Source organism: Erwinia sp. PME.40.26/001 (assembly GCF_055556675.1).
Window position 1 is genome coordinate 1,030,408 of the sequence record NZ_JBVHNP010000001.1, and the last position, 24,615, is coordinate 1,055,022.

At 57.1% G+C, this 24,615-nt stretch carries 21 protein-coding genes; 5 read left to right on the top strand and 16 right to left on the bottom strand.

Annotated elements, in window-relative coordinates:
- Positions 1-274: 274 nt before the first annotated feature.
- The 5 genes from ACZ3HG_RS05090 to ACZ3HG_RS05110 form a co-directional block, all read right to left on the bottom strand.
- Positions 275-763: a cysteine hydrolase family protein gene (locus tag ACZ3HG_RS05090; protein WP_465332104.1), complete on the bottom strand. Its 489-nt coding sequence runs from the start codon at positions 761-763 to the stop codon at positions 275-277.
- Between the two features lie 140 nt (positions 764-903).
- Positions 904-1,509: a hypothetical protein gene (locus ACZ3HG_RS05095; RefSeq protein ID WP_191932699.1), complete on the bottom strand. Its 606-nt coding sequence runs from the start codon at positions 1,507-1,509 to the stop codon at positions 904-906.
- A 79-nt stretch (positions 1,510-1,588) separates the two neighbouring features.
- Positions 1,589-2,383, bottom strand: a complete 795-nt coding sequence (locus ACZ3HG_RS05100; RefSeq protein ID WP_465332106.1) for an alpha/beta fold hydrolase — start codon at positions 2,381-2,383, stop codon at positions 1,589-1,591.
- 131 nt (positions 2,384-2,514) lie between these two features.
- Positions 2,515-3,297, bottom strand: coding sequence for an SDR family NAD(P)-dependent oxidoreductase (locus ACZ3HG_RS05105; RefSeq protein WP_465332108.1), 783 nt, complete (start codon positions 3,295-3,297; stop codon positions 2,515-2,517).
- A 73-nt stretch (positions 3,298-3,370) separates the two neighbouring features.
- Positions 3,371-4,462 carry an alkene reductase gene (locus ACZ3HG_RS05110; RefSeq protein ID WP_191932702.1) on the bottom strand — a complete coding sequence of 364 codons (1,092 nt, stop codon included), beginning with the start codon at positions 4,460-4,462 and terminating at the stop codon, positions 3,371-3,373.
- Between the two features lie 137 nt (positions 4,463-4,599).
- Here ACZ3HG_RS05110 and ACZ3HG_RS05115 point away from each other — a divergent pair, with 137 nt between their 5' ends.
- A complete protein-coding gene (locus ACZ3HG_RS05115) occupies positions 4,600-5,154 on the top strand; it encodes a TetR/AcrR family transcriptional regulator (RefSeq protein ID WP_191932703.1) in 555 nt (184 codons plus the stop codon).
- Between the two features lie 10 nt (positions 5,155-5,164).
- Here the strand turns inward: ACZ3HG_RS05115 and ACZ3HG_RS05120 are convergent, their stop codons facing one another.
- Entirely contained in the window at positions 5,165-5,602 is a 438-nt protein-coding gene (locus ACZ3HG_RS05120; RefSeq protein WP_244633609.1) for a cyclophilin-like fold protein, read from the bottom strand.
- Positions 5,603-5,651: 49 nt separating this feature from the next.
- Positions 5,652-6,680, bottom strand: a complete 1,029-nt coding sequence (locus tag ACZ3HG_RS05125; RefSeq protein ID WP_465332110.1) for an alpha/beta hydrolase — start codon at positions 6,678-6,680, stop codon at positions 5,652-5,654.
- 249 nt (positions 6,681-6,929) lie between these two features.
- Between ACZ3HG_RS05125 and ACZ3HG_RS05130 the strand changes: the two genes are divergently transcribed.
- Positions 6,930-7,820: a LysR family transcriptional regulator gene (locus tag ACZ3HG_RS05130; protein ID WP_191932705.1), complete on the top strand. Its 891-nt coding sequence runs from the start codon at positions 6,930-6,932 to the stop codon at positions 7,818-7,820.
- A gap of 1,000 nt (positions 7,821-8,820) precedes the next feature.
- Here ACZ3HG_RS05130 and ACZ3HG_RS05135 read toward each other — a convergent pair.
- A complete protein-coding gene (locus tag ACZ3HG_RS05135) occupies positions 8,821-10,434 on the bottom strand; it encodes an FAD-NAD(P)-binding protein (protein WP_465332112.1) in 1,614 nt (537 codons plus the stop codon).
- A gap of 195 nt (positions 10,435-10,629) precedes the next feature.
- Positions 10,630-11,544, bottom strand: a complete 915-nt coding sequence (locus tag ACZ3HG_RS05140) for a GGDEF domain-containing protein (RefSeq protein WP_191937002.1) — start codon at positions 11,542-11,544, stop codon at positions 10,630-10,632.
- 424 nt (positions 11,545-11,968) lie between these two features.
- On the opposite strand from ACZ3HG_RS05140, the gene ACZ3HG_RS05145 reads away from it, so the two are divergent.
- On the top strand, positions 11,969-13,576 hold the full coding sequence (locus ACZ3HG_RS05145; RefSeq protein ID WP_191932709.1) for a methyl-accepting chemotaxis protein: 1,608 nt from the start codon (positions 11,969-11,971) through the stop codon (positions 13,574-13,576).
- A 9-nt stretch (positions 13,577-13,585) separates the two neighbouring features.
- A complete protein-coding gene (locus tag ACZ3HG_RS05150; protein WP_191932710.1) occupies positions 13,586-14,593 on the top strand; it encodes a substrate-binding domain-containing protein in 1,008 nt (335 codons plus the stop codon).
- A gap of 161 nt (positions 14,594-14,754) precedes the next feature.
- Here ACZ3HG_RS05150 and ACZ3HG_RS05155 read toward each other — a convergent pair whose 3' ends face one another.
- Positions 14,755-15,825 (bottom strand): LacI family DNA-binding transcriptional regulator, encoded by a 1,071-nt coding sequence (locus ACZ3HG_RS05155; protein ID WP_191932711.1) that lies wholly within the window; start codon positions 15,823-15,825, stop codon positions 14,755-14,757.
- Positions 15,826-16,090: 265 nt separating this feature from the next.
- On the opposite strand from ACZ3HG_RS05155, the gene ACZ3HG_RS05160 reads away from it, so the two are divergent.
- Complete coding sequence (locus tag ACZ3HG_RS05160; RefSeq protein ID WP_191932712.1) at positions 16,091-17,350, top strand: maltoporin; 1,260 nt, start codon at positions 16,091-16,093, stop codon at positions 17,348-17,350.
- 85 nt (positions 17,351-17,435) lie between these two features.
- On the opposite strand, the gene ACZ3HG_RS05165 is transcribed toward ACZ3HG_RS05160, so the two are convergent.
- From ACZ3HG_RS05165 to ACZ3HG_RS05190, 6 genes are all read right to left on the bottom strand, one after another.
- The gene (locus ACZ3HG_RS05165) at positions 17,436-17,750 is read right to left on the bottom strand and encodes a PTS sugar transporter subunit IIB (protein WP_191932713.1); all 315 of its coding nucleotides are present in this window, start codon (positions 17,748-17,750) and stop codon (positions 17,436-17,438) included.
- A 64-nt stretch (positions 17,751-17,814) separates the two neighbouring features.
- Positions 17,815-19,872, bottom strand: a complete 2,058-nt coding sequence (locus ACZ3HG_RS05170) for a beta-galactosidase (RefSeq protein ID WP_465332116.1) — start codon at positions 19,870-19,872, stop codon at positions 17,815-17,817.
- Positions 19,873-19,919: 47 nt separating this feature from the next.
- Positions 19,920-21,080, bottom strand: a complete 1,161-nt coding sequence (locus tag ACZ3HG_RS05175; RefSeq protein ID WP_465332577.1) for a glycoside hydrolase family 53 protein — start codon at positions 21,078-21,080, stop codon at positions 19,920-19,922.
- A gap of 36 nt (positions 21,081-21,116) precedes the next feature.
- Positions 21,117-21,968, bottom strand: a complete 852-nt coding sequence (locus ACZ3HG_RS05180; protein ID WP_191932716.1) for a sugar ABC transporter permease — start codon at positions 21,966-21,968, stop codon at positions 21,117-21,119.
- A 9-nt stretch (positions 21,969-21,977) separates the two neighbouring features.
- Positions 21,978-23,285, bottom strand: coding sequence for an ABC transporter permease subunit (locus ACZ3HG_RS05185; protein WP_191932717.1), 1,308 nt, complete (start codon positions 23,283-23,285; stop codon positions 21,978-21,980).
- A gap of 41 nt (positions 23,286-23,326) precedes the next feature.
- Positions 23,327-24,547 (bottom strand): extracellular solute-binding protein, encoded by a 1,221-nt coding sequence (locus tag ACZ3HG_RS05190; protein ID WP_465332119.1) that lies wholly within the window; start codon positions 24,545-24,547, stop codon positions 23,327-23,329.
- Positions 24,548-24,615 lie beyond the last annotated feature (68 nt).

Sequence of the window (24,615 nt, forward strand, 5' to 3'; positions counted from 1 at the left end):
TGTTCCCTTCATTCATCAGATTTTCGGCCCATCAGCCCTGTCGGTAGTGTCTGAACAGGGTAGCGGCCAGTGGTCCTACTATAGGATGAGATAGAAAAACGCCGTGACAGACTCACAGGTCATTAGTCGATGAAATCGGGTCAATCACCCTGCAGAAGATTGCGGTGGCCACGCACAGGGATGAAGAAAAGTGGCAGAGGGAGGACAGCCAGTAAAAAGGACGGTGTTACCGGGTAACACCGTCCTCCTGTACAGATGGGGCGATTGCTGCGGATTACTGAAGGCGGCAGCGAACAGCCAGTCCGGACAGGGCAAGGTCGCTTAACGCTTTCGAGGGGGCCGCACAGCCTGCAGTGATAATATGGACGTTCATCCCCTGCCCCTGCGGTGACAGCGCGGTATGCGTGACACAGTGCTGCGTCATCATACCGGTAAGATAAAGATCCGTGATGCCGCTGTCGCGTAACAGCGACTCAAGGCGGGTCTGGTAAAAGCTGTCTGCCTCTTTCTTCACCACCACCGGCGCATCACCCAGTGCCGCCGCAACCGACGGATGGATGTTCGCCCCTTCACTGTCTGGTTTGAAGAACGGCGCATCCGCAGTGGCGATATGCTGGATAGCCACGATCAGCCAGCCCTCGTTACGGGCTTTTTCAATCGCGCTCACCGCAGCCTGACAGGCTGTGTCAGCGCCCTCAAGCGGAAAAGCGCCGCCGGGGAAATAATCATTCTGAATATCAATAACGATCAGGGCATTTTTCATTTTCGGTTCCTGGTTTCGGGAGGAGTCACAGCACAGGGTTTACATTACCCGTTCACTGACGCCGCAGAAAGGTGCCCTTAAGCCAATAATCAATGGAAACGGGTCATTCTGCGTTAACGGCAGACATCCCCGCCGGGCATTTACACCGTCTGACTTAACAGCTCTGCCAGCCTGGCTTTCGTCTCCTCCGGGGGAAGCAGGGCAATATGCCTTCCCTGTGCATCCAGCGTGAAGAAGCCTTTGCATAACGCCGGCAGCGCCTGATACTGCGCATCCAGTTGCTCAGAGGCCCGGACAAAGCAGGGGTAGCCATATCTTTCAACCAGATAAGGCAGCCCAAAGGGCGACCGTAACAGTTCATATTCCTGATAGGGATAACGTGCCTGCTCCGGAAGTTTCCTGATGGCCTCTGTCAGCTTATCCATCAGCGGCGACACCTCCTCCTCGGTGGCATAATGGGCGAAGCCGCGCAGGGCGGCGAGGCGCATATCAACCATGCGCTCCTTTTTGAAAGCGGCCAGCAAAAATGCCTTCAGGTTCCTATCCGGCGGGGTTAAAGCGAAAGCGCACAAAATCTGGTTGCGACTGAAAGCGTCTTTCGATGCCTGATAAAGCGCCTCCAGATACTGCACATCCTCATCCGTTAAGGCATCCAACCGCATGTTGATCATCGCCTGACGATAAACAGGATTATCCCGGTAACCTCTTTTGCCCGCCCGTTCTCTGATGGTTGCGATATTGGTCATGCCCTTCCCCGAAAGTTAATCTCTGTGTGCCTGTGTTCACCCTACCATTTCTTGTTAACGGACTTAAGCCGCCGGTGTATCAGCGCTGAAGGAAGAGCAGGATCTCCGTCAATACCGTCTCCGGGCTTTCAAGCACGGCCAGGTGCGTTCTGGCCTGTTTCAGTCGTTTCACCTGAAAAAAATCATGCGTCTTCGCAAACCGCTGCTGCAAAGCCAGGTATTCGTCATTTCTGTCGAGAGAATAGAGATGCAGCGTCTGAGGTGGGTGAGGAAGCCTATCCAGGGACTGCAGCGGCGAGCCGTACTGACGATAGACACCGGTGATGGCCTGCCCTGCCAGTCGCCAGAGCTGATAACTGGATTGGGCCATCTCGGTTTTCAGATGATGGATCATGGTCGGAGAGTCGCTGTTAGCCAGCCAGCATTCACACAGCTCATCGCGGGCGGCCTGCCAGCGATTTTCATGTTGCATCGCATCGATCGAGGTAAAAAACATCGGCTCTGGCGAATTCATAATCCAGTCCAGAAAGACCACCGCAGGGATACGTTCTGGCAAACGCTCTGCCAGATCAACGGCAACCCAGCTGGCATGGGCAACAGATACCGGTATCAGCTGCGTAAGTCCCAGATATTCAATCAGTGTCAGGGCGTCTGATACTAATGCAGCACCATCAAAATCCTCACCGTCTGTCGATGATTTTCCGTGGCCCCGCCAGTCGAGCGTGACCACTCGATAGTAAGCAGCCGCCTGTTCGGCAAAAGCGTCGAAGACGGTTTTCGGCTGGCACCAGCCCGGCATAAGGAACAGCGTGACCTCGCCCGCCCCCCTGTCCTGATAATCAATATCGCCCTGTGCCGTGTGTAAAAGAGGCATGTCATCGTCCTGTTGATCAGAGAACCTCTAAGCTATCCGATCGCACGGCAATAAAACAAGGCTTTACTTGTAATATTATAAAGGCCCGGGCGCAGGCCTTTAGCGACAACATTTTGCCTGTTATACACTGATTACCGCGTTTTATAGCGCGCTGCTGCTTCATCCTGTTTGATATCAGAGAGCAGGGCCTGTCTTGCCCCATCCAGTGCATCCCAGCGGGCAGCATTGTGCAGCGGTGGGATGGTCACGCGCTCACGGCGGTCAAAGCCCACCAGTGCGGCATCCACCATTTCCCCGACCTCCATCATTTCAGGCGCGTTAGTGATATCGATACCGGCGCGCGCCCAGATCTCGGTATAGGTTCCGGCGGGCAGTACGGCCTGCACATAGATTCCCTTCGGTGCCAGCTCCAGGCTCATCCCCTGGGACAGGAACAGGACAAAGGCTTTGGTGGCACCATACACCGACATCAAAAATTCCGGGGCCAGACCGACCACAGAACTGATATTGACGATAGCACCCTCACCTGCCTGCAGAAAGCGCGGGGTCACTGCGGCGGACAGTCGCGTCAGCGCGCTGATATTCAGTGCAATAAGCGAGTCAACAGAGGCCGCCGACTGTTCGCTGAACGCGCCCGACTGGGCAATGCCAGCGTTATTGATCAGCGTCCCGATCCGCGCGTCGTCACGCAGGCGGGCTTCAACGCTGGCCAGGTCATCCGCCCGGGTCAGATCCGCCGGCAGCACGTCTACCGATACGCCGGTTTCCTGGCGCAGGCGCGCGGCAAGCTGTTCCAGCTTTGCCTGGTCGCGGGCCACCAGCACAAGGTCGTGGCCACGGCGGGCAAAGCGTTCTGCGTAAACTGCACCGATACCCGTGGATGCGCCGGTAATAAGAACTGAGGACTGTGTCATGGTTTTATTCTCTGGTTAAAAGAGGAAACAAGGCCGCTCCCGGTCAGGGGGAACGGCGAAACAGGATCGGGGCTTAACGGCCACCGTCGTTCAGGGCGGGATAGTCGGTATAGCCTTCTGCCCCACCGCCGTACAGGGTTGCCGGGTTAAGCGCTGCCAGCGGCGCGCCGGACTTCAGCCTGGCCACCAGATCCGGGTTAGCAATAAACGGACGTCCGAAGGCGAACAGGTCGGCCTTGCCTTCTGCCAGATGAGCAGCGGCCAGCGTCAGGTCATAGCCGTTGTTACCAATATAGGTCCGGGTAAAACGCTGGCGAAGTGCGGCGTAATCAAAGGGAGCGTTATCGCGCGGCCCACCCGTCGCGCCCTCCACCACGTGCAGGTAAACGATGCCAAGTGCATCGAGCTTTTCGGCCAGATAGTTGTACTGCGGCTGCGGATCGCTGCAGGAAATCGCATTCGCCGGAGACACGGGCGAAATCCTCACGCCGGTGCGGCCGGCACCGATCTCCTGACTCACGGCAGCGGCGACCTCTAACAGCAGGCGGGCCCGGTTCTCCACCGAACCGCCATACTCATCCGTACGCTGATTGGCCCCGTCTTTAAGGAACTGCTCCAGCAGGTAGCCATTGGCCCCGTGGATCTCCACACCATCAAACCCGGCGGCCATGGCGCTGGCAGATGCGGTGCGGAAATCTTCCACGATCTGCTGAATCTCGTCCTGTTCCAGTGCGCGGGGTTCAGACACGTCATAGAAACCGTTGTTAACAAAGGTTTTTGTCTCCGCGCGCAGAGCTGAAGGTGCAACGGGTGCCGCGCCCCCCGGCTGTAAGTCAACGTGCGAGATGCGCCCCACGTGCCAGAGCTGCACGAAGATGTGCCCGCCCGCGGCATGAACCGCATCAGTGACCTTACGCCACCCGGCAATCTGCGCTGGCGTGTAGATACCGGGGGTATCCTGATAACCCTGTGCCTGGGCTGAAATCTGCGTGGCTTCGGTGATCAGCAGCCCTGCCGAGGCCCGCTGGGCGTAATACGTCGCAGCCAGCTCAGAGGGGACCAGGCCCTTACCGGCGCGGTTACGGGTTAAAGGTGCCATCACAATATGGTTCGTCAGCGTGACAGGCCCAAGAGGATAAGGCTGAAAGATCGGTTGGTGGCTCATGATGCTCTCCGGGACAGTGGGTGAGTGAAAGTCTGAACGTAATGATGATGGTCATAATCTAAAATGTCAAACTTTTTGATTACGACCATCATCAATGTATAATGGCAGGGTGCTTTCTTTAGAAAGGAGATAAAACGATGAAGGTGTCGAAAGAGCAGGTTCGCGAAAACCGGCGGCGCATTGTTGAAACTGCCTCTGAACTGTTTCGGGAGCGGGGCTTCGATGGCGTGGGGGTGGCTGAGCTGATGTCGGCAGCAGGACTGACCCACGGTGGTTTTTACAAACATTTCGGGTCAAAAGCCGATCTGATGGCGGAAGCCATGCGCTGCGGCTTTTCACGTTCCGCGGAAAGCGTGGCGGGATCGGACCGGGAGACTTTCGTTAAATACTACCTGTCACGGCAGCATCGCGACGGGATGGGGAAAGGCTGTGTCATGTCGGCCCTCAGCAGCGATACGGCCCGCCAGTCCACCCCCATCAAAGCCAGCTTTGCCGCCGGACTTGAACATCAGCTGGCGCAGTTAACCGGTGAAAATGGGGCGGAAAGCACCGCGCGTGCCGGAACAATCGCCACTCTTGCCCAACTGGTCGGGGCCATGGTGCTGTCCCGCGCCTGCCCGGATGATTCCCCCCTGGCCGATGAGATCCTGGCAGTGTGCCAGGCCCGTCTTCTGGCTCAGGAACCAAAGTGACCGGGGGCGCTCAGTAAAAGGTCACTTCTGCCGTCCCCTCACCCAGCCCCGCTTCCAGCCCGTCGGGTGCCACGATCTTCCCCAGCGGCGTATAGCGGTAGTCTGAGGCGAAGGTCTGGTAAAAGACGACGAGGGTCTGCGTACCGTAGAGCATTATATCCCCGGCGTGGATCGTCCCGGCCCGCGCCTCGCGGGTTGGCAGTGCCTGTGCCAGTTCGGCGAATTTTTCGTTCCTGTTCAGATCGTCCATTTTCAGCGTCACCGGCAGCGTCTGCGCAAAGGCCCGTGCCGCCGGTGTGTCGCTCAGTTCAATGTGGTAAACCTGTTGATTAACCTTCATATTCACTCTCATGGTGGTTCCTTTTTCCGCGTGAGGGGTATTGCTGGCCAGCACGCCAGTCGCACTGGCTGCCAGCAGACAACCGATTAACAGTCCCCAATATTTCATGTCGCCCCCGGTGAGACAGACCGCATCCGGGAGGATGCGGCCGACCCGATTATTTTAGGTGATCGTTAAAGAACGTGGTCAGTTTAGCGAAGGGGATCAGGTCAGTACGGTCGTACAAATCCACATGACCTGCCCCCGGAACGATATACAGCTCTTTCGGCTGACCGGCGCGCTGCCAGGCATCTTCGCTGAACTCTTTCGAATGGGCGCGATCGCCGGTGATAAACAGCATCGGGCGGGGAGAGATCGTCTCAATGTCATTAAACGGATAGAAGTTCATAAACTTGCCGACGCTGCTTAACATCGGTTTTGTTGTCAGCGCTTCCTGCTGTCCTTCCGGGGTGAACCCCCCACGTGCCGTGCGGTAGAAATCGAAGAACTCGCGCTGGATTGCAGGCGTTGTCTCATCGAGCCTATTCACCGTGCCGGGAATATAGACCGTCTCTCCGCCTGTAAACTCGGCGAAGCGCTGTTCTGTGGCCGAGGCAATCACGGCCTGACGCTGTGCTGCAGTTTGAGCATGCTTCAGACCCTGACGGAACACCGAACCCATATCGTACATGCTGACCGTAGCGATCGCCTTCATGCGCGGATCAATTTTCGCCGCGCTGATGACAAAGCTGCCGCTGCCGCAAATCCCCAGCACGCCTATTTTATCCGGATCAACAAACGTCCGGGTGCTCAGATAGTCCACGGCAGCGCTGAAATCATCGGAATAGATTTCCGGTGAAATAAGGTGGCCCGGTTTACCGTCGCTCTCGCCCCAGAATGAGAGGTCAATAGCCAGGGTGACAAACCCCTGCTCCGCCAGCTTTTGCGCGTACAAATTGGAACTTTGCTCTTTCACCGCCCCCATCGGATGCCCCACCACAATCGCCGGACGTCTGTCATTCTGCCGCTGTCCCCTGGGGACAAACAGGTTACCGACCACATTCATCTGATACTGATTTTTAAACGTCACTTTCTGCCGGGTAACCTTATCACTGGTGTAAAAGTTATCCGCGCCGTGAGACAGATCGGCGGCCGTCGCCACTGCCGAGCTGAGGATCATGCCCAGTGCCAAAAAGAATCGCTTCATCGTGTTTTCCTTCAGGTGATCGATGTTGTGCCTGCCCTTCCCCCTGCCAGACGATGACAGGCCAGCCGGGTCCGGACGCTATTCCGCGGAATAACATCAGTAAAACAGGCGTTAATGGTGAGAAGAGAACGTTATCCTTCGCGCGAGGTTATCTCTTGCTGAAAATTTTACACGACGGGTGTAGGGTAACTAGCTAATGAATACTTAATGGGCTTATAACCCCTGCTTATTAATCAAGGGCTCCGGTGGATGAAACGTAACCTCAATGACCTCCTTTACTTTACCGCCGTGGCGCGTGAAGGCAGCTTCACCCGGGCGGCAGCAAAGCTGGGCGTCACCCAGCCGGCACTCAGCCAGGCGATCTCCGCACTGGAAGCGCGGATGCAAATCCGTCTGCTGACGCGCACCACCCGCAGCGTCTCACCCACTGCCGCCGGTGAGCGCCTGCTGCAGGCCGTCGGACACCGTATTGATGAAATTGAGTCAGAGCTGGAGATGCTGACTGAATTACGCGATAAACCGGCGGGTACGGTGCGCATTACCTGCGGGCCGGATGTGTTGCGCACGACCCTGCTCCCCAGGCTGACGCCGCTGCTGCACCAGTACCCGGACATTCATATTGAATTTGACGCCAACCACGGCTTTCGCGATATCGTCGCCGACCGGTTTGATGCCGGCGTTCGCCTTGGTAATACCATTGACAAAGATATGATCGCCCTGCCGATTGGCCCGGAACTACGTATGGCGGCCGTGGCCTCACCGGATTATTTTACCCGCTACCCGATACCGCAAACCCCGCATGAACTCACGCAGCACCAGTGCATTAACCAGCGCATGGTCAGATCGGGGGGGCTTTATGTCTGGGATTTCGATCAGGACGGGGGCGATCTGAACGTGCGCGTGCGCGGTCAGCTCACCTTCAACACCTCTGAGCATATTATTGATGCGGCGCTGGCGGGTTTGGGCATTGCGTTCTTACCGGAGGAAGAGTTTGGTGCGCATATTGCTGAGGGTCGCCTGATACGTATTTTACAGCCCTGGTGTCAGCCTTTTCCCGGGTATTACCTCTATTATCCCAGCCGTAAGCAGCCTTCTCCGGCCTTTTCGCTGGTGCTTGATGCCTTAAGGGGACATCGTTAACGCCTGCCTGCCGTATCGAAAGACAAAAGCGCAAAGGTTAAAGCCTGAAACCGCTTATCGCACGATGGCCTGGTGGCGTAGCCAAACGATACGCTGACATCTTCTCTCGCCCGGGTCAGCGCATCCTGTCAGACGCATGACCCCGGTTATCCTCTGATCGCGTCATCATGCGGTAATACGTATCAACCGGTAACAGTGTCATTCACTCTCAGACTCCTTTTTCACTGGCTAAGGTATTATTACTTAACGTCATATTTCCGTTTTAATGCGATTTTCTCATCGTGTTTTTTTACGGAAAAATAAAATATTACTGCCCATCACAGTCACTTACATTAAGCCATTTTGATATTTCACTGCGCTTCTCTTAAATGGAATCAACGGTTTTACAGTTAACCACCAGGCTTATCATTATCTCTATAACCCTGTCAGAGGACGGAAAATGCCACATCAAAAACTCACACTGGCGTTGAGCACCCTTTTGTTGTCCTGTGTTATGACAGCGACACCTGCTTCAGCACGGCCACCCTTTTCTGTGACCTCTCAGCAATCGGGCTGCGACAGCCTTCAGGGGCAGAATGGGGGAAATGGGCAGAACGGGCAGAACGGCAAAGATGGGCAGAATGGCAAAGATGGCTCAGCCATCAACGGCTGTTTACAAGGAGGTAACGGCGGGAATGGGGGTAACGGTGGGAACGGGGGTAATGGTGGGAACGGGGGTAATGGTGGGAACGGGGGTAATGGCGGGAACGGGGGTAATGGCGGGAACGGGGGTAATGGAGGGAATGGAGGGAATGGCGGCGCATCTGATAACGCTGCGGGCGGGGCCGGTGGAGAAGGTGGAAATGCCGGTTCTGCCGGAGGGCGGCAGGGATTGCCAGGGTCCAGCGGAGCATCCGGTAGACTATGATGTTCATCATAACACTGCGGGGGGACGCTCCCTGAACCGGCATTCAGCCCTCACGACATGCAGAGGTGGCTATCCCCGGCAGTCGCCAGTGCCCTACTCACTGTCTGTGGGCATTAAACGTTTACGCGCCCGGGTGGACGGCATGCAGACAGCTCTGGCAATCGCTTCGCCGATTTCAGCACTGGCGGTGATGCCCTGCACAAAGGGGCGATCGTGCATCAGCCAGGGCAGCGCAGCAAAGGCAATACGGCCACGGGCACTCTCGGGCGAGAGCAGCGTGTAATCGTCACCCACATCGGGGATCTCATCACCGCAGGACTCAAGCTGGACGCGCAGCCTGGGAAACGGCAGGTCTTTTGTCTTCATGGATTTTTGCCCCCGGGCATCAATAAACACGTCGAACGTGACTGTTTTTCCTGCGGTCAGAATCGCTGTTTTTTCCCCGGTTACACTGAGCTGATAGTCTTCCCCCAGCGCGCGGATGCTGATGATCCCGGCCTCACGCAGTGCCAGCAGCCGGCGAACAGACTCGGAAGGGATCGCGGCATAGTTATCGATAAACACGCGGGCCAGTCCCCGGCTGAATCTCTCCCCGTCCTGCTGGTCAAGATGCGGCACAATCTCCTCCACCGCTTCATGCAGACGTAAGAGGGCATAGCGCCAGGCGACAGTGCGTCTGTCGCGCTTGTTGCGCTCAACCTCCTCCAGATTGGCCTGCGCCCACCGGAAAGGATGATGCTGATGCCGCCCGGCAAACCAGGCGTCAGCAAAGCTGTCCGCGTCCAGTGACCGCAGGGCGATCGCCTGGCTCCAGTCCGGATCGGCGGCTTCAATCTCTGCCACCATCAGCCCGAAAATGCGATCGAGCAGCCCTGTCGATCCGGCCGCCACCGCCTGTTTAATCGCATCGGGCGTGACAACCGTCAGAGGTTCATACGGAATGGGGCAGTAAAAGTCGGCTTCCGGCAGGATGCCCGACCGGGACATCAGCACCATTTTTAGCGCCTCACTCCCCTTATTCAACGTGAAGGTGGTCTTCCCCCCCTCCGGTTCAGCAAAGTCTCCGTGCTGAACCGCCACCGCCATCGCCGCATCAATACCGCTTAACGACGCACCCATGATGCCGATGTGGCAGGCGGGAATGGCCGCATCCATCAGACCTGACCACGGGCTGGGGAAGAAGGTGCGCGTCGCCTCACTGTCATCCGGCCAGACGTGGCCGGTGGCCACCACGGCCAGGTCAAACTGTTGCGGGCTGGCTTGCTCCCCGACCCAGATCTGCACGCCTTCAGGCATCGCCTGCAGATCGGTTACCGGACAGCGTTCCAGCACCTTCACCTCAAAGCCCTGCTCTCTGGCAGCGGCCACAATGGCCAGAAATTGCGCACGGAAGTACTCACCGAGCAAAATACGCGGCAAAAACTGTCTGACGTGCAGCGTATCGGGATTAACACCGTAGCGGGTCAGCGCGCTGTCGCTCTGCGTGCGTAACCAGTCAAGGTAAGTCATAAACAGGGGGGGGATTTCTATGCTGGCGATATTGGCCAGCATCATTCGCGAGTTCTCTTCATCGCTGTAAGGCATCCCCACCCCGGCCTCGTCCGCCTGCTCGTACACCGTAACAGACAGGGGAACAGCCTGTTTCAACAGCGAATATAACGTATAAATCCCCGTGGGCCCGGCGCCGATTATTGCGACCTTTTTCATTAATACCGCTACCTCGTCAGGGTTGTCTTATCCATTTCATCAACGTGATGACACATTGTCCTCGCCCTGCCGCTGTGCGGTAAGGCTGGCGGGGCGGAAACGTCCGCCCATGCTCTCGATCAAGTTTACTCAAGGATGGCCGTTTCGCCCGTCCGCTGCGCTTAAATGAAGAAAACGTCTGACAACAGGCCCCCGCTAGCGGGGTGCCCACTCCACCCGGTTGCGCCCCTGCCGTTTGGCCTGGTATAGAGCGATGTCGACGCGCTTAAGCAGTTTTTCCAGTCGCTCATTCTCTCTTTTTTGCGCCACGCCAATGCTGACCGTGATGCGGATATCATCGTCAATGATCAATGCCTGGGTACGCTTGAGAATATCACGGGCCAGCGCTTCAGCCTGTTCCGGCGAAGCCGTTTGCAGAATAACCGCAAACTCTTCCCCGCCGATTCGGGCCGCGATAACGTTATCATCGTATAACGACGCCAGCATTGCACCGAACTGCCTGAGTACCTCGTCCCCCTGGTCATGTCCGTAGCGGTCATTCACTGATTTGAAATGATCAATATCGACTAAAAACAGGGAGTAATTCACCCCGCGCAAATCCAGCAGCACGTTGGAAAAATAGCGGCGGTTGGGTAGCTGCGTCAGCTCGTCACGAAACGAATCAATGCTGACGTCGGCGTAGCGGTCATTAATATAGTGAACAATGTGATAAACACCGACAGAGACGCACAGCATTCCACTCAGTTGGGTAATATCCTCAATGTAATAGCCCACCCAGGCGGGCTGAATAATCACTTCATCCATCAAATCAAAGGCTGCTGAAATAATCCAGACGATCAAGCCAGTGTTCATCCAGCGGCGTAAACGCGGCTGTACCGATAGCCGGTTAAAGCTGTAAAGAATAAAATTGAGAATGCCGAACTGCATTCCGTCAAATAACCATCCGGGTTGCTGTATCCAGTGTGTTTCGCCTGATTTAGGCAGAAACAGGGCCAGATTGAACACCATTACCAGTACACTCAGTGCGGCGGAAAACAGCAGCGGCACCAGCAAATTTTTCCGTGATTCGCTTTTGGTAAAAAGTCCGTCTTCATATTTCGCGAATGGCATGTTCACCCCTGAAAATAGCTAAAATAACTATCATTACCCTCTGAAATTGAATACCGACACTATGATTAAATTACACATTAGTCATGCCGGGTGCGAGCCTCATTTTTTCTGCCTCCTCGTGCGGCAGGGCCAGCCGGCTCCCGGGTCAATGACATTAATAAGTAGATATCCGTCACACTTTTAAAAAAGAGCGCCGCCCTTCCTTTTTACTCTGTCAAGTTCGCGGCGGGCCTGCCGTTAAAACGATCAGGCTCTTTTTATGAGTTTATGCCGCCAGCCCGAATGTGATCCCCATGAACCCTGTTTGGCTACTGTAATCAGGTCTGCTGACTGAATCCATTCAGCTTAACAAATTTATGTTCATTACTGCTCATATCAAGGCCGAACGCTTAACTTTTCGTCGATTTTTCAGGGGTGTCAATTTATGCAATTCAAAAATACAACCGTCCGGACCCAGCTGACCCTGGGCTTCGGCGTGTTAGTGGTGATTGTGCTTGCCGTCGTCATTCTCTCGATGAACTCGCTCAGTAACGCCAATGACCGCTTTAAAACCCATGTACAACAGGTCGCAGCGCGTGAGTCCTCCGTCAACCTGATCCTTAGCGGCGTGAAAGACAGCTCGCTAAGTCTTTATGGCCTGGTGCTGGTCAGCGAAGCCGCAGATATTGAGGCCGGTAAAAAACAGGTCGCGGCAGCAGAAGACAAAACGGCCACGGCACTGAAACAGCTGCAGGCGGCGGTGACAAGGCATACTGACGTTACCGATCAGGACCGGCAGTTTGTGGCCGCCATTGCCCGTGCCGAAGAGGCATATCGCCCTGTTGCTCATAACATCGTTGAGCTGGCGCTGGCAGAAAAGAAGGCAGAAGCCATTGACCGCATGAACCGGGAACTGCGCCCGCAGTTAACCCAGTTACTCACCTCAGCCAACCAGTATCTGCAATACAGCACCGAACGCGCGGACGAAAGTCTGAACACCGCTGAGGCGGCTTACCAGCAGACCCGGATCATCTTTATCGCTATCAGCCTGCTGGCGCTGACGCTGGCGGTGATCCTCGGGGCGATGATCATCCGTTCGCTGTTCCGTGCGCTGGGCGAAGAGCCCGCAGTGTTAGGCCAGGTGGTGCAGCGCATTGCGCAGGGCGACCTCAGCCAGGTGAACGGGGCCAGTACGGCACCGTCCGGCAGCGTGCTGGCGGCTATCGGTGAAATGCAGGAGAAACTGCATCAGCTTATCAGCCAGGTCGCCAACTCTGCCGAAAGCATTGTTTCTGCCTCCAGTGAAATTACCCTGGGCAATGAGGACTTAAGCCGCCGCACGGAGGCCCAGGCCTCGTCGCTGGAGCAGACCTCCGCCAGTATGGAGCAGCTGACCGCCACGGTTAAACACAACGCCGATAATGCCCATCAGGGGAATCTGATGGCAACCAACGCCTCCGACGTCGCGCAGCGCGGCGGTAACGTGGTCGAGCGCGTGGTCACCACCATGCACGACATCGCCAGCAGCTCCGGCAAAGTCACGCAGATTATCACCGTGATTGAGAGCATTGCCTTCCAGACCAACATTCTGGCACTGAACGCCGCGGTGGAAGCCGCACGCGCCGGGGAACAGGGTCGCGGGTTTGCCGTGGTCGCGGGCGAAGTCCGCATCCTCGCCCAGCGCAGCGCCACGGCCGCCCGGGAAATTAAAAATCTGATCGACGAATCGGTTGATCGTATCAATACCGGTTCTAAGCTGGTTGACGAAGCTGGCAGCACCATGCAGGAAGTGGTGAACGCGGTGAAAGGCGTTAACAGCCTGATGGCTGAAATCACCCTGGCGTCCAGCGAGCAGCATACCGGTATCGACCAGGTGAACAAAGCCGTGGTCAATATGGATGAGGCCACGCAGCAGAACGCCGCACTGGTTGAAGAGAGTGCCGCCGCTGCCGCCAGCCTGAAACAGCAGGCGTATTTACTGCTGGAGGGGATCTCTGCGTTCGATATCTCCCGTGCCGGTCGTCTCAGCGACACAACAGCGACCCTGCGCTAAGGAATTGCGATGAAACTCTCCTGGGCTTTAACGCTGGCTGCCGTGGTCACCTCCACGGCAGTGGCCAGCAGTGACACGATTACCATCGGGCTGATCACGAAAACAGACACCAATCCGTTCTTTCTGAAAATGAAGGAAGGGGCGATGCTGGGGGCGACGGTGCATGGCGTCAAACTTCTGACGGCAGCGGGCAAAGAAGATGGCGATTATCCGGCACAAATCCTGGCGATCGAGGAAATGGTGGCCGCCGGGGCCACCACCCTGCTGATCACACCGAGTGATGCAAAGGCGATTGTGCCGGCGCTGGACGAAGTGCGTGCCAGAGGGGTTCAGGTGATCGCCCTGGACTCCCCGACTGACCCGATATCGGCGGTAGATGCCCTGTTCGCCACGGATAACTACAAAGCAGGCGAGCTTATCGGCCAGTATGCCAAAGCCGCCATGCCGCTGAAATATCCCGGTCAGCCGCTGAAAATCGCCATGCTGGACCTCTCTCCCGGTCACTTAGTCGGGGCAAGACGCCATAACGGGTTTATGACCGGGCTGGGCTTACCGGCGGTAGGAGCAGATTCCAGCGAGCTGTCGGTGACGCCTGAAACGGTGTGTGCCGGGTTCTCGCAGGGGGCAGAACAGCAGGGTTATGAAGTGATGGCCAGCTGTCTGAAAAGCCATCCTGACATCAACCTGGTGTATACCATCAATGAACCTGCGGCGGCCGGGGCCTATAAGGCGCTGCTGGAGGCGGGCAAAGAGAAGAGCGCGATGATTGTCTCCGTGGACGGCGGCTGTGCCGGGGTGAACAACGTGCGGGCCGGTAAAATTGCCGCCACGGCGCAGCAGTACCCGCTGACCATGGCGGCGATGGGCGTTGACGCGGCGGTGGCCTGGGCCCGTCACGGTAAAAAAGCCTCTGGCTATGTGGATACCGGCGTGACGCTGATCGCCGATAAACCCATGCCGGGTCTGGCCAGTAAAGACACCCAGGCCGGGCTGAACGCCTGTTTTGGGGCGAAATAACCCTTATCAGCCCCCCACAGCTTCACTGGCAGGGCCCGGCATTCCGTCAGGATTTTCGGGCCCGACCTCCCGTTGTATTGAAGGGCCAACCTTCTGTTCCGGTCGGCCCGAGGGTCGCCGCCGACCCACGGAGACCCAACGCCCCTTTCCTCACGCTGCCGCTACCCCAGGCGGCTGGCAATCAGCCGCAGCTGTTCAGCAATCTGCTTCAGATCCTGCTGCTGCTGCCCGGCCGCTGTCGTCGAGTTACGCACCACCAGACGGGCAGGCAGGATCGAGGAGGAACGACTGTGGTCGTCATCGCTGGCCTGCAGGATACGCTGCACCGCCTCTTTTCCCTGTAAGTCCAGGTCCAGCGACACCGTGGTCAGCGCCGGGTGGAAAAACGCGCTCTCGTAGGTATCATCGTACCCCACCACCGACACCTGCCCCGGCACCGCAATGCCCTGCTGATGCAGCGCGCTAAGTACGCCGAGCGCCATCTGATCGTTGCCCACCAGCAGTGCGCTGAAGTGCGGATTTTCCCGCATCAGCTGTAAAATGCCGCTGTAACCACTCTGTGCGTCCCAGTTGCCGTGGATCACGCTGACGGGTTCCAGCCGGTAGCTTTCCAGCGTGTCCAGCCAGCTCTTCAGCCGCAGCCGGGCAGAGACAGACTGTTCCGGCCCCGCCAGCAGTGCAAACGCGCGGTGCCCCTGTTCATAGAGATACTTCACGCTGGCGCGGGTGCCGTCCGCCGGATTAAACGAAACGTTAAACACTGAGCAGTACGGGTCAACATCCAGGAACAGACAGAGGATGTCCTGGTTCTCCTCAACGATGCGCTCTGCGCAGGCGGTGTCCAGCGGGACGTTGATAATCACTTTATCCACCAGCTGCGACTTCAGTTCATTGATCGACTCCTGCAAACTTTGATTGACGTTCTCATCAATCATGGCGATCAGCACCTGATACCCCGACACGTTGGCGTAACGCTTGATCGCGGCCGCCACCTGAGAGGGGGCATGCAGGGCCAGGGAGGTGGTCACCAGGCCCAGCGTCGTGCTCTGCTTCCCGACCAGCTGCTGTGCCAGCCGGTTGGGCACATAACGCAGCGCCTCTATCGCCTTTGTTACCTTGCTGCGCGTCCCTTCCGAGACATTCGCCGACTTATTCAGCACTCTGGAAACCGTTTGATATGACACCCCTGCATGGCGGGCGACATCCTCCAGAGTGGCGCTCTTTGATTTCATGTTTCTCTTCCCTGTTAACCGATGGACAAATTGTATCACAAGGCCAGTAACGCTCAGGTTAACCCGGTCACACTGTCAGAAAATGACAAATAAGTATGACGTTCACATTTGATATTTGGTGATCAATCTCACCAATCGTTACAATTTACGCCTAAATACTTGCAGTAAATCACACAATTTCGACACTCCGTTTGCGCACCTCTCGTCAGCGGGCGTTTACTGTCGCCATCGTGTGAACGTATGACAAATATAAACAGAGGGTGACATGAACACAAGACTAACGGCGACCGCGGTGGCACTGGCAGCCACACTGACTTCTCCTGCTTTCGCAGCCATCGACAATATCGATTTCCACGGCTATCTGCGCGGTGGCGTGGGCGTTTCGCGCGACGGCGGCATGGAGGAGTGGCAGAAAAATAAAATTGGTCGTCTGGGTAACGAAGCTGACACCTACGGTGAGATTGAGCTGGGCAGTGAAGTGTACAAAAAGGACGACGTCAGTTTTTATGTCGACTCGATGGTCAGCATGTTTTCCGACGGCTCCAACGACAATGAAACCACCTTAGGTGACGATGCGCAGTTCGGCCTGCGTCAGCTCAACCTGCAGATCAAAGGGCTGATCCCCGGCGATAAAAACGCGGTGATCTGGGGCGGTAAACGCTATTACCAGCGCCATGACCTGCATATTATCGATACCAAATACTGGAACATCTCCGGCTCCGGTGCCGGTATTGAAAACTACACTTTAGGTCCGGGGGCGATTTCCGTCGCTTGGATCCGCGGTGATGCCAACGACGTTGACTACCGTGCCGACGGGGATAACGACGTCAATATCAACTACCTGGACGTGCGCTACGCCGGTCTGAAGCCGTGGAGCGGGGCGTGGACGGAGTTTGGCATCGATTACGCCATGCCGAACCCGACCAACAAGCAGAAAGAGTACGGTGAGCTGTACGACGCGGAAAATGGCGTGATGCTGACCGGTGAGATCAGCCAGGACATGTGGGGCGGCTATCAGAAGCTGGTGCTGCAGTATGCCAACAAAGGACTGGCACAGAACATGATCTCCCAGGGCGGCGGCTGGTATGACATGTATAACGACACGCGTGATGCCACGGGCTACCGCGTGATCAATACCGGCCTGCTGCCGATCACTGACCGCCTGTCGCTGAATCAGGTCATCACCTGGGGCGCGGCTGACCACGTCACCGCGTTCACGGATAAGAGCACCCTGCTCTCTCTCGTCGGTCGCGCGCAGTATCAGTTCACCGACTATGTGCGCGGTATCGGTGAAGCCGGTACGTTTATGCAGAAAGACCAGAATAAAGACGGCAGCGACTACAAACAGGCCGGACAGAAATATACCCTCGCTCTCGGTCTTGCCGCCGGTCCGGAATTTATGTCACGCCCGGAGCTGCGTATTTTCACCTCATACCTGAACGACTCCGAGCAGGGGAACAGCTTCCAGGACGGTACCGCCAGCAACACCTGGAACTTCGGTGTGCAGGTTGAAGCCTGGTGGTAATGCACGACTAAACGCCTTCATCATCATTGGATAAACACTGGATCGCTTATTGGGATAACCGTCACCGGTTATCCCTTTTTTTCATTCAGGGCTGGCGAAAGAAGCGGGCCTCCATCAGCTCGCGCAGGCGGTCTGACTGCGTGCCAAAGATCGCATGGACCTCATGGCCCAGAATCACCACGCCCAGCGCACCGGCCTGCTGCAGCCCGGCATTATCCACCGCAGCCAGGGATTTCACTGTCACCCGCAGTCGGGTCAGGCAGGCCTCTACCTGGACAATATTGTCCCGCCCGCCAAAGCAGCTCATCAGCCGGTCCAGCAGCACGCTGTCTTCCGGAGTGGCCTCCGTCGTGGCCGGTTCCCGGCTGAAGTAGCGCTTAAATAATTTCAGACTGACCATAACTCTCTCCTTACTGCTTCAGGCAAAAAAAAAGCGGGCCAGAGGCCCGCCAGTGAGACAACGATTACAGCGGGGCGCGCAGCACGCGACAGCCCCAGGGAGGAATACTCTGCGTGCCGGAGAGCGGCGCACCGTCGATCAGGTCGCTGATCCCTGCGGGCAGCACAACGGTATGCGTCTGCGCCGTGAAGTTCTGCAGGAAGACAAAGCTGTGTTCGTCATCGGTACGGCGGTGCGCGGTGACGCCGGGCGGGAAGTCTACGGCCAGCGCACGCGGCAGGGCCAGCCGGGTAATCAGTGCGCCGTAGAAATCACGGTGGAACGCGCGGTCGTTACGCGAAGCGATATACCACGCCTGCCCTTCGCCCACCCGGTTGACGGTCACCGCCGGTTTACCGGCATAGAAATCGCTTTCGTAAACCGCCAGCGCCGTCGCCCCTTCCAGGTGAATATGTTCACAAAGTTCACGTGCCTGATACGACCCCTGTAAACCCAGCTCATTACCGGCAAGGGCACGTACGCCATTGCTCTCGTCATCCGTCAGGCTGTCAATTTCCTCAGACCAGACCCCCAGTAGCGGCCGCAGCGGACCCGGGAAACCGCCGAGATAACAGAGGTCGCTTTCATTGACCACCCCCGTCCAGTAGCTGGCAACAAACTGCCCGCCCTGGCGCAGATGCTGTTCCACCCGTGCGGCAAAGCCGTCGCGGACCATATACAGCATCGGCGCGATCACCAGCGCGTAGCCACTCAGGTCCGCATCGGCGTTGATCACATCCACGGCTACGCCCTGTTCCCAGAAGGTACGGTAGTGTTCTGTCACCGTGCGCTCATAGTGCAGGCCAATATTGCGCGGTCCCTGGGCATTGTCCATGGCCCAGCGGCTTTCCCAGTCGAAAATAATCGCCACTTTCGCCTCAACGCGGGTGCCCTGCACTGGCGTCATTGCCGCCAGCATCCGGCCCAGTTCTGTCACCTCCCGGCCAATGCGGGTGTCCAGATGACCGACGTGATCGACCACTGCGCCGTGGAATTTTTCCACCGACCCGCGGCTTTTACGCCACTGGAAGTACTGCACCGCATCCGCCCCGTGGGCCACCGCCTGTAATGACGAGAGGATATGCATCCCCGGCTTTTTCAGCTTGCTGGTTGGCTGCCAGTTGGTGGCACCCGGCGTTGACTCCATCAACACAAACGGTCTGCCCTGCTTCAGGGTACGCATCAGATCGTGATACATGGCGGTGTAGCAGGCCAGCGTGGTTTCATCCTTCTCGTTATGCCACGTCGGGTAACTGTCCCAGGAGATAAAATCCAACGGCTGCGACAGCTTCCAGTAATCGTAGTCGTAGAAATACTCCATAAAGTTAGTGGTCGCTGGCAGTGCCGGGTTGGCCGCTTTCAGCGGTTTGATCTCTTCCGCACAGAAGTCGGTCACCTGGTCGGTCATAAAGCGCCGCCAGTCAAGGTTCAGACCGTGGATCGATGACTCCCCCTGCGGCGAGGGCGAGGCAATCTGCGACCAGTCGGTATAGGTGTGGCTCCAGAAGTCACTCCACCAGGCGTGATTGAGCTGCTCCAGAGTGCCATAGCGCCGCTGCAGCCAGCCGCGAAAAGCCTGCTGACAGCGATCGCAGTGGCACTCGCCGCCGTACTCATTGGAAATATGCCAGCCAATCACCGCCGGATGATGCGCATAGCGCGTGGCCAGCTGTACGTTCATCGCCTGCACTTTTTGCCGGTACACCGGCGAGGTCATACAGTGATTGTGACGCCCCCCGTGTAGCGCGGGCACGCGGTCGCGACCGGTACGCAGCACTTCAGGGTATTTTTGCGACATCCACGCCGGGCGTGCGCCGCTCGGGGTGGCCAGAAACACCCGGATTGACTTCTGGTGCAGCTTTTCCAGCACGTTATCCAGCCAGCCAAAGTCATAGCGGCCCTCTTCCGGCTCAAGTTTGGCCCAGCTGAAGATCCCGACCGACATCACATTACAGTGCGCCTGCTGCATCATCGCAACATCGTCATCAATGATGCCCGGCGAGTTTTCCCACTGTTCGGGGTTGTAATCCGCACCGTGCAGCAGCGCGTTAACGCCGGCAGAAAGCGGGGGGAATTTAGACATAACGGTTCCTCAGAGGTGTCAGCGACACCGGCCCTCAGGCCTGTAAATTAATGGAAAGCCTGAATTGACGGCAGCACTTTGCCCTGGCAGTCAAACAGCGCCTGGTTCTCACGGGCGTTGCCCTGTTTCCACTCGTCGTGGATGTACTTCATCCCTTCCGGCGTGGCCCAGGTATTGCCCGATGCGGCTATCCACATCGGCTCCCAGTAAACCACGCCCTTGCCACGGTGATCCGGCACCGCCAGTACCGCCTGCATCAGGTCGTGCAGATAGGCGGCCTGGCCCGCAACGGTAGCCGGATAGCCCCCGTCTTTTTCTTCTTTCGACTGGAAGCTGTTCTCCGCGCTGTCGCAATTTTTCAGCGTGTAGCCGTAGGCGGCCTCCACCACCATCACGTCTTTCTGATAGCGCTGGCTGATATCATCCATATTGGCTTTCAGGGCGCTGATCGGGCCGTTCCAGTAGGTGTACATCGACAGACCAATGACATCGAACGGCACCTGGCGGCGGGTAATTTCGTCGAACCACCAGCGGAACATGTCATTTTTCGTTCCTTCCGCCAGGTGCAGCATGATTTTGACCTGTGACGGGTCGCTGAGGTTTTCCCGCAGGCCGCTAATTGCCGCTTTCAGCAGCCCGGCCAGACGGTCAAACTCACCGCCGTTCTGCCCCCAGCTTTTGCCCTCCGGCCACAGCATGCCGCCGTTCAGCTCGTTGCCGATCTGCACGATATCCGGCAGCACCCCTTCGGCTTTAAAGCGCGCAATGGTGTCGCGGGTGTAGTCATGAATGCGCGTTTCCAGCTGCGGGAAGGTGAGTTTTTCCCAGGCCTTCGGCTTGAACTGCTTGCCCGGATCGGTCCAGAAATCGCTGTAGTGGAAGTCCAGCAGGATCTGCATACCTGCCGCTTTTGCGCGCTTCGCCAGCGCCAGGGTGGTAGGCAGATCGTTGGTCCCGCCGCCGTACGCTTTACCGCTGGCATCATAGGGGTCCACCCACAGTCGCAGGCGAAGCGTATTGATACCGTTCGCCTTCAAAATGGCAATCGGGTCCTGTAACTGATTGTCAGCGTTGTAAAATTTAACGCCCAGCTTCTCCAGTTCGGGCAGTGTGGAGATATCCGCGCCCTTAACAAAGTCTGCTGGCACCGGCCCGAGGGCAGGGATTGCCGGCGTATTCGCGGCGAAGAGAGGCACAGCCCAGACCATGGCCAGGGCGAGAAACAGCGTTTTTGGTGTCATGATTTATCCCTTTGTACTTCCTGAAGTCAGGCCTGAAACGAAGTATTTCTGCAGCGCCAGGTAGAGGATGGCGACCGGAACGGCAATCAGCACGGCCCCCGCCGCGTAGGTGGTGTAGCTGGCCCCCATTTTTTGCGAAACCAGATTGTACAAACCGATAGGCAGCGTGAACTGGTCCGGGCTGCGCAGAATGGTGCTGGAGAGGATGAAATCCCCCAGCGGCCCGGTAAAGGAGAACAGCGCCACCACCGCGAGGATGGGCTTTGACAGCGGCATGATAATTTCAATAAAGACGCGGAAATTCCCGGCCCCGTCCATGCGTGCGGACTCATCCAGATCCTTCGGAATGGCGTCGAGGTAGCCCTTCATCAGGTAGGTATTCATCGGGATCATGCCGCCAACGTAGATCAGTACCAGCGCCAGGTGGCTGTTGATTAACCCCAGCAGCTGCGACAGCACAAAGATGGCAATCAGCGCTGAAAACTGCGGGATCATCTGCAACAGCAGAAACAGCATCAGACCGTTCTGCCGCCCTTTAAAGCGAAAGCGCGAGAAGGCGTAGGCCGTGCAGCTGACGCTGATTAAGGTCAGCACCATGGTGAAGAAGCTGATTTTCATCGAGTTCCAGTACCACGTCAGGTACGGCACCGTGCCGTTGAACAGGTCGCGATAGTGCTGCAGCGAGGCGTTCTCGGGAATGATAGAGCTGCTCAGCAGGCTGTTACCGGCATTCAGCGATGCCCCTACCGTCCACACCAGCGGGTAGATAATGATGGTCGACACCATCAGCACCACCAGCCAGGTAAGCGACAGGCGCAGCCATTTTTCGCGTTTGATACTCACTGACTTAGCCATGATGCTCCCTTATGCCATCTCATCTTGTTTAAACGATTTGGTGGCGCGGAACTGCCACAGCGCCAGACCGACCACAAAGATCGACAGCAAAATCGTAATGGTGGCGGCAATCGCGTACTGCGATGACGACATGGTGAGTTTGTAGATCCACGACACCAGAATATCGGTGCCGCCCGCGTTCGATCCCGCTACCGCCGGCCCGCCGTTGTTAAACAGGTAGATAATATTGAAGTTGTTAAAGTTGAAGGTGTACTGGGTGATGATGATCGGCGCAATGGCGTACATCACCAGCGGCAGCGTAATGGTGCGCAGGCGCGTCCAGGGCCCGGCACCGTCCATCATTGCCGCTTCATACAGGTCATCCGGGATGGCCTGCAACACGCCGGTCGTCATGGCAAAGACAAACGGAAAGCCCAGCCAGGTCTGCATCATGATCAGCGCGGTTTTGGTCCAGAACGGATCGGTCATCCAGGCCTTTGGCGCAATCCCAAAGAAGTCGAGGATGGCGTTATTAATCACGCCAAAGCTGTCGTTAAACATGCCGGCAAACACCAGGATGGTGACAAAGCCGGGCACCGCCCAGGGCAGAATAAAAATAGTGCGGATCAGCGGTTTAAAACGCAGGTCTTTCTGGTTGACCAGAATCGCCAGCATCACTCCCACCGAACACTGGAGCGTTGTAGCCAGCAGCGTCCAGACGACGGTCCACTGCAGCACGTCGAAGAAGGTCGAGCGCCAGATAGACAGGGTGAAAATATTGACGAAGTTTTTCAGCCCCACCCAGTCCACCAGCTTAGCTGGCGGCGTGTGATACAGGTTGTAGTTGGTAAAGGCGATGGCAAAGCCAAACAGGATCGGGAATACCACCACAAACACCAGCAGGATAAACCCCGGGGTGATCATCAGGTAAGGGAAGCCCTCGCGCAGCAGGAGCTGATACTGTTTGCGCACGCCGTGCAGCGGTTTTCCCTCATCGCGACGACAGCCGTTCAGCCACGCGTCGCGCACCGACAGCCCCCATATCGTGATGCCGAAGGCGATGATCAGTACGCTGATAATCCCCTCTGCCAGCAGAAAGATGGAGTTATCGCGGGGGACTTCTTCCCCCAGCGTCGCCAGCCCCCACAGCCCCTGCTGCAGGAAGTTATGAAACACACCGTAAAAGCTGGTCAGCAGGATCAGAAAACAGATCCCCTTCGCCCACTGGCGGTGGTAAAACTGGCCGAAACCCGGTAACAGCGCCAGCAGTGCGCCAGTCAGCGCGTGCTGCCGGGTGCGCTTGTTGAGCATCAGTTTTTCACTGGGGGAAATCATCACAGCATTATCCTTCTTCATTCGTGCCGTTGGGTGAGCCCGGCTTACTGGTTGCTGGCCTGCATGGCTTCAATCTGCATGGTGATCTGCTTCACCGCGTTATCCAGCGCCACTTTTGGCTCCTGCTTACCGGTCACGCTCAGTTCCAGCGCAGTATTCGCCGGGCCCCAGACTTCCTGCATCTCAGGCACCCCCGGCATGGCAACGGCGCGTTCCGCCTGCACGGCCACGGCATTGGCTTTTTCATCGTTTTTAATCAGCGGATCGTTCATCAGGGCCACCACCGGCGGGATCTCCTGGGTCTTCTGGAAGCGTTCTTTGACGTACTGCGGCTGGTTAATAAACTGGATAAACTGCTGCGCCAGCGCTTTGTCCTGACTCCAGGTGGAAACCACATAGCCTTTCACGCCGAGGAAAGAACTCATCGGTTTACCGTTAGGCAGCAAAGGCAGCGGTGCCACGCCATAATTAATGCCCGCTGACTGGTAAGGCTGGAACGCCCACGGGCCGTTGATCACCGCGGCGGCTTTTTTCTCTGTAAACAGCGAGTCGATAGCATTCAGGCCGTTGTCACCGAGAATGCCGGACGGCAGCAGGCCCTGAGTGAAGAAACTCTTGAGGTAGGTGACGGCCTCGACGCTGCCTGCGGTGTTCAGCCCGATATCCTGGGTGTTCAGCCCGCCCTTCCCGTCCTTACCGAAGATGTAGCCGCCCATCGGCGCGATGGCACCCCAGCTGTAGTAAATCTGGTCAAATTTAGCCAACAGGCCGTACTGCTTCGCTTCGCGCTGCTTCTTAGAAAACTCACGATATTCATCCAGGGTTTTCAGCGGGGCTGGCAACAGGTCTTTGTTGTAGATCAGCACCAGGGTTTCCACCGCCTTCGGCACCCCGTAGACGACATTATTCTGGATGAAGGCCGCCATCGCTGACGGGGTATACGCCGCCTGATGCGCCGCATCGACGCTGATCGGTGACAGCAGGCCCTGCACCACCGCGCTGCCCAGCTGGTCGTTCGGGATCACCAGCACATCAGGGCCGATGCCGGCCGGGCCGTCCAGACGCAGCTTTTCAATCTGCTGGGCAAACGGCATCTCCTGCACCTTGACCTCGACGTTGTGCTGCTTTTGAAAATCAGCGATGGCCGTTTTAATACCGTCCGACTTCTTAATATCTTCCCAGACGGTCAGTTGCTGTGCGGCGTGGGCAGCCTGCCCCAGAACCAGGGCTGACAGTAGCAGAGTGATGCGGGTTTTAACTTTCATGGCTGACCTCATGTGAAGGTATAACATTTATCCGTTTTTTATATCGCTGATGTTCTCACCGCTACTGC

Bases quoted from the DNA above. Each gene is read 5' to 3' on its own strand.
- ACZ3HG_RS05125 (WP_465332110.1), bottom strand. From the start codon at position 6,680: ATGAAGCGATTCTTTTTGGCACTGGGCATGATCCTCAGCTCGGCAGTG.
- ACZ3HG_RS05180 (WP_191932716.1), bottom strand. From the start codon at position 21,968: ATGGCTAAGTCAGTGAGTATCAAACGCGAAAAATGGCTGCGCCTGTCG.
- ACZ3HG_RS05100 (WP_465332106.1), bottom strand. From the start codon at position 2,383: ATGCCTCTTTTACACACGGCACAGGGCGATATTGATTATCAGGACAGG.
- ACZ3HG_RS05155 (WP_191932711.1), bottom strand. From the start codon at position 15,825: ATGAAATCAAAGAGCGCCACTCTGGAGGATGTCGCCCGCCATGCAGGG.
- ACZ3HG_RS05165 (WP_191932713.1), bottom strand. From the start codon at position 17,750: ATGGTCAGTCTGAAATTATTTAAGCGCTACTTCAGCCGGGAACCGGCC.
- ACZ3HG_RS05090 (WP_465332104.1), bottom strand. From the start codon at position 763: ATGAAAAATGCCCTGATCGTTATTGATATTCAGAATGATTATTTCCCC.
- ACZ3HG_RS05145 (WP_191932709.1), top strand. From the start codon at position 11,969: ATGCAATTCAAAAATACAACCGTCCGGACCCAGCTGACCCTGGGCTTC.
- ACZ3HG_RS05115 (WP_191932703.1), top strand. From the start codon at position 4,600: ATGAAGGTGTCGAAAGAGCAGGTTCGCGAAAACCGGCGGCGCATTGTT.
- ACZ3HG_RS05135 (WP_465332112.1), bottom strand. From the start codon at position 10,434: ATGAAAAAGGTCGCAATAATCGGCGCCGGGCCCACGGGGATTTATACG.
- ACZ3HG_RS05105 (WP_465332108.1), bottom strand. From the start codon at position 3,297: ATGACACAGTCCTCAGTTCTTATTACCGGCGCATCCACGGGTATCGGT.
- ACZ3HG_RS05160 (WP_191932712.1), top strand. From the start codon at position 16,091: ATGAACACAAGACTAACGGCGACCGCGGTGGCACTGGCAGCCACACTG.
- ACZ3HG_RS05170 (WP_465332116.1), bottom strand. From the start codon at position 19,872: ATGTCTAAATTCCCCCCGCTTTCTGCCGGCGTTAACGCGCTGCTGCAC.
- ACZ3HG_RS05130 (WP_191932705.1), top strand. From the start codon at position 6,930: ATGAAACGTAACCTCAATGACCTCCTTTACTTTACCGCCGTGGCGCGT.
- ACZ3HG_RS05120 (WP_244633609.1), bottom strand. From the start codon at position 5,602: ATGAAATATTGGGGACTGTTAATCGGTTGTCTGCTGGCAGCCAGTGCG.
- ACZ3HG_RS05190 (WP_465332119.1), bottom strand. From the start codon at position 24,547: ATGAAAGTTAAAACCCGCATCACTCTGCTACTGTCAGCCCTGGTTCTG.
- ACZ3HG_RS05110 (WP_191932702.1), bottom strand. From the start codon at position 4,462: ATGAGCCACCAACCGATCTTTCAGCCTTATCCTCTTGGGCCTGTCACG.
- ACZ3HG_RS05175 (WP_465332577.1), bottom strand. From the start codon at position 21,080: ATGGTCTGGGCTGTGCCTCTCTTCGCCGCGAATACGCCGGCAATCCCT.
- ACZ3HG_RS05140 (WP_191937002.1), bottom strand. From the start codon at position 11,544: ATGCCATTCGCGAAATATGAAGACGGACTTTTTACCAAAAGCGAATCA.
- ACZ3HG_RS05150 (WP_191932710.1), top strand. From the start codon at position 13,586: ATGAAACTCTCCTGGGCTTTAACGCTGGCTGCCGTGGTCACCTCCACG.
- ACZ3HG_RS05095 (WP_191932699.1), bottom strand. From the start codon at position 1,509: ATGACCAATATCGCAACCATCAGAGAACGGGCGGGCAAAAGAGGTTAC.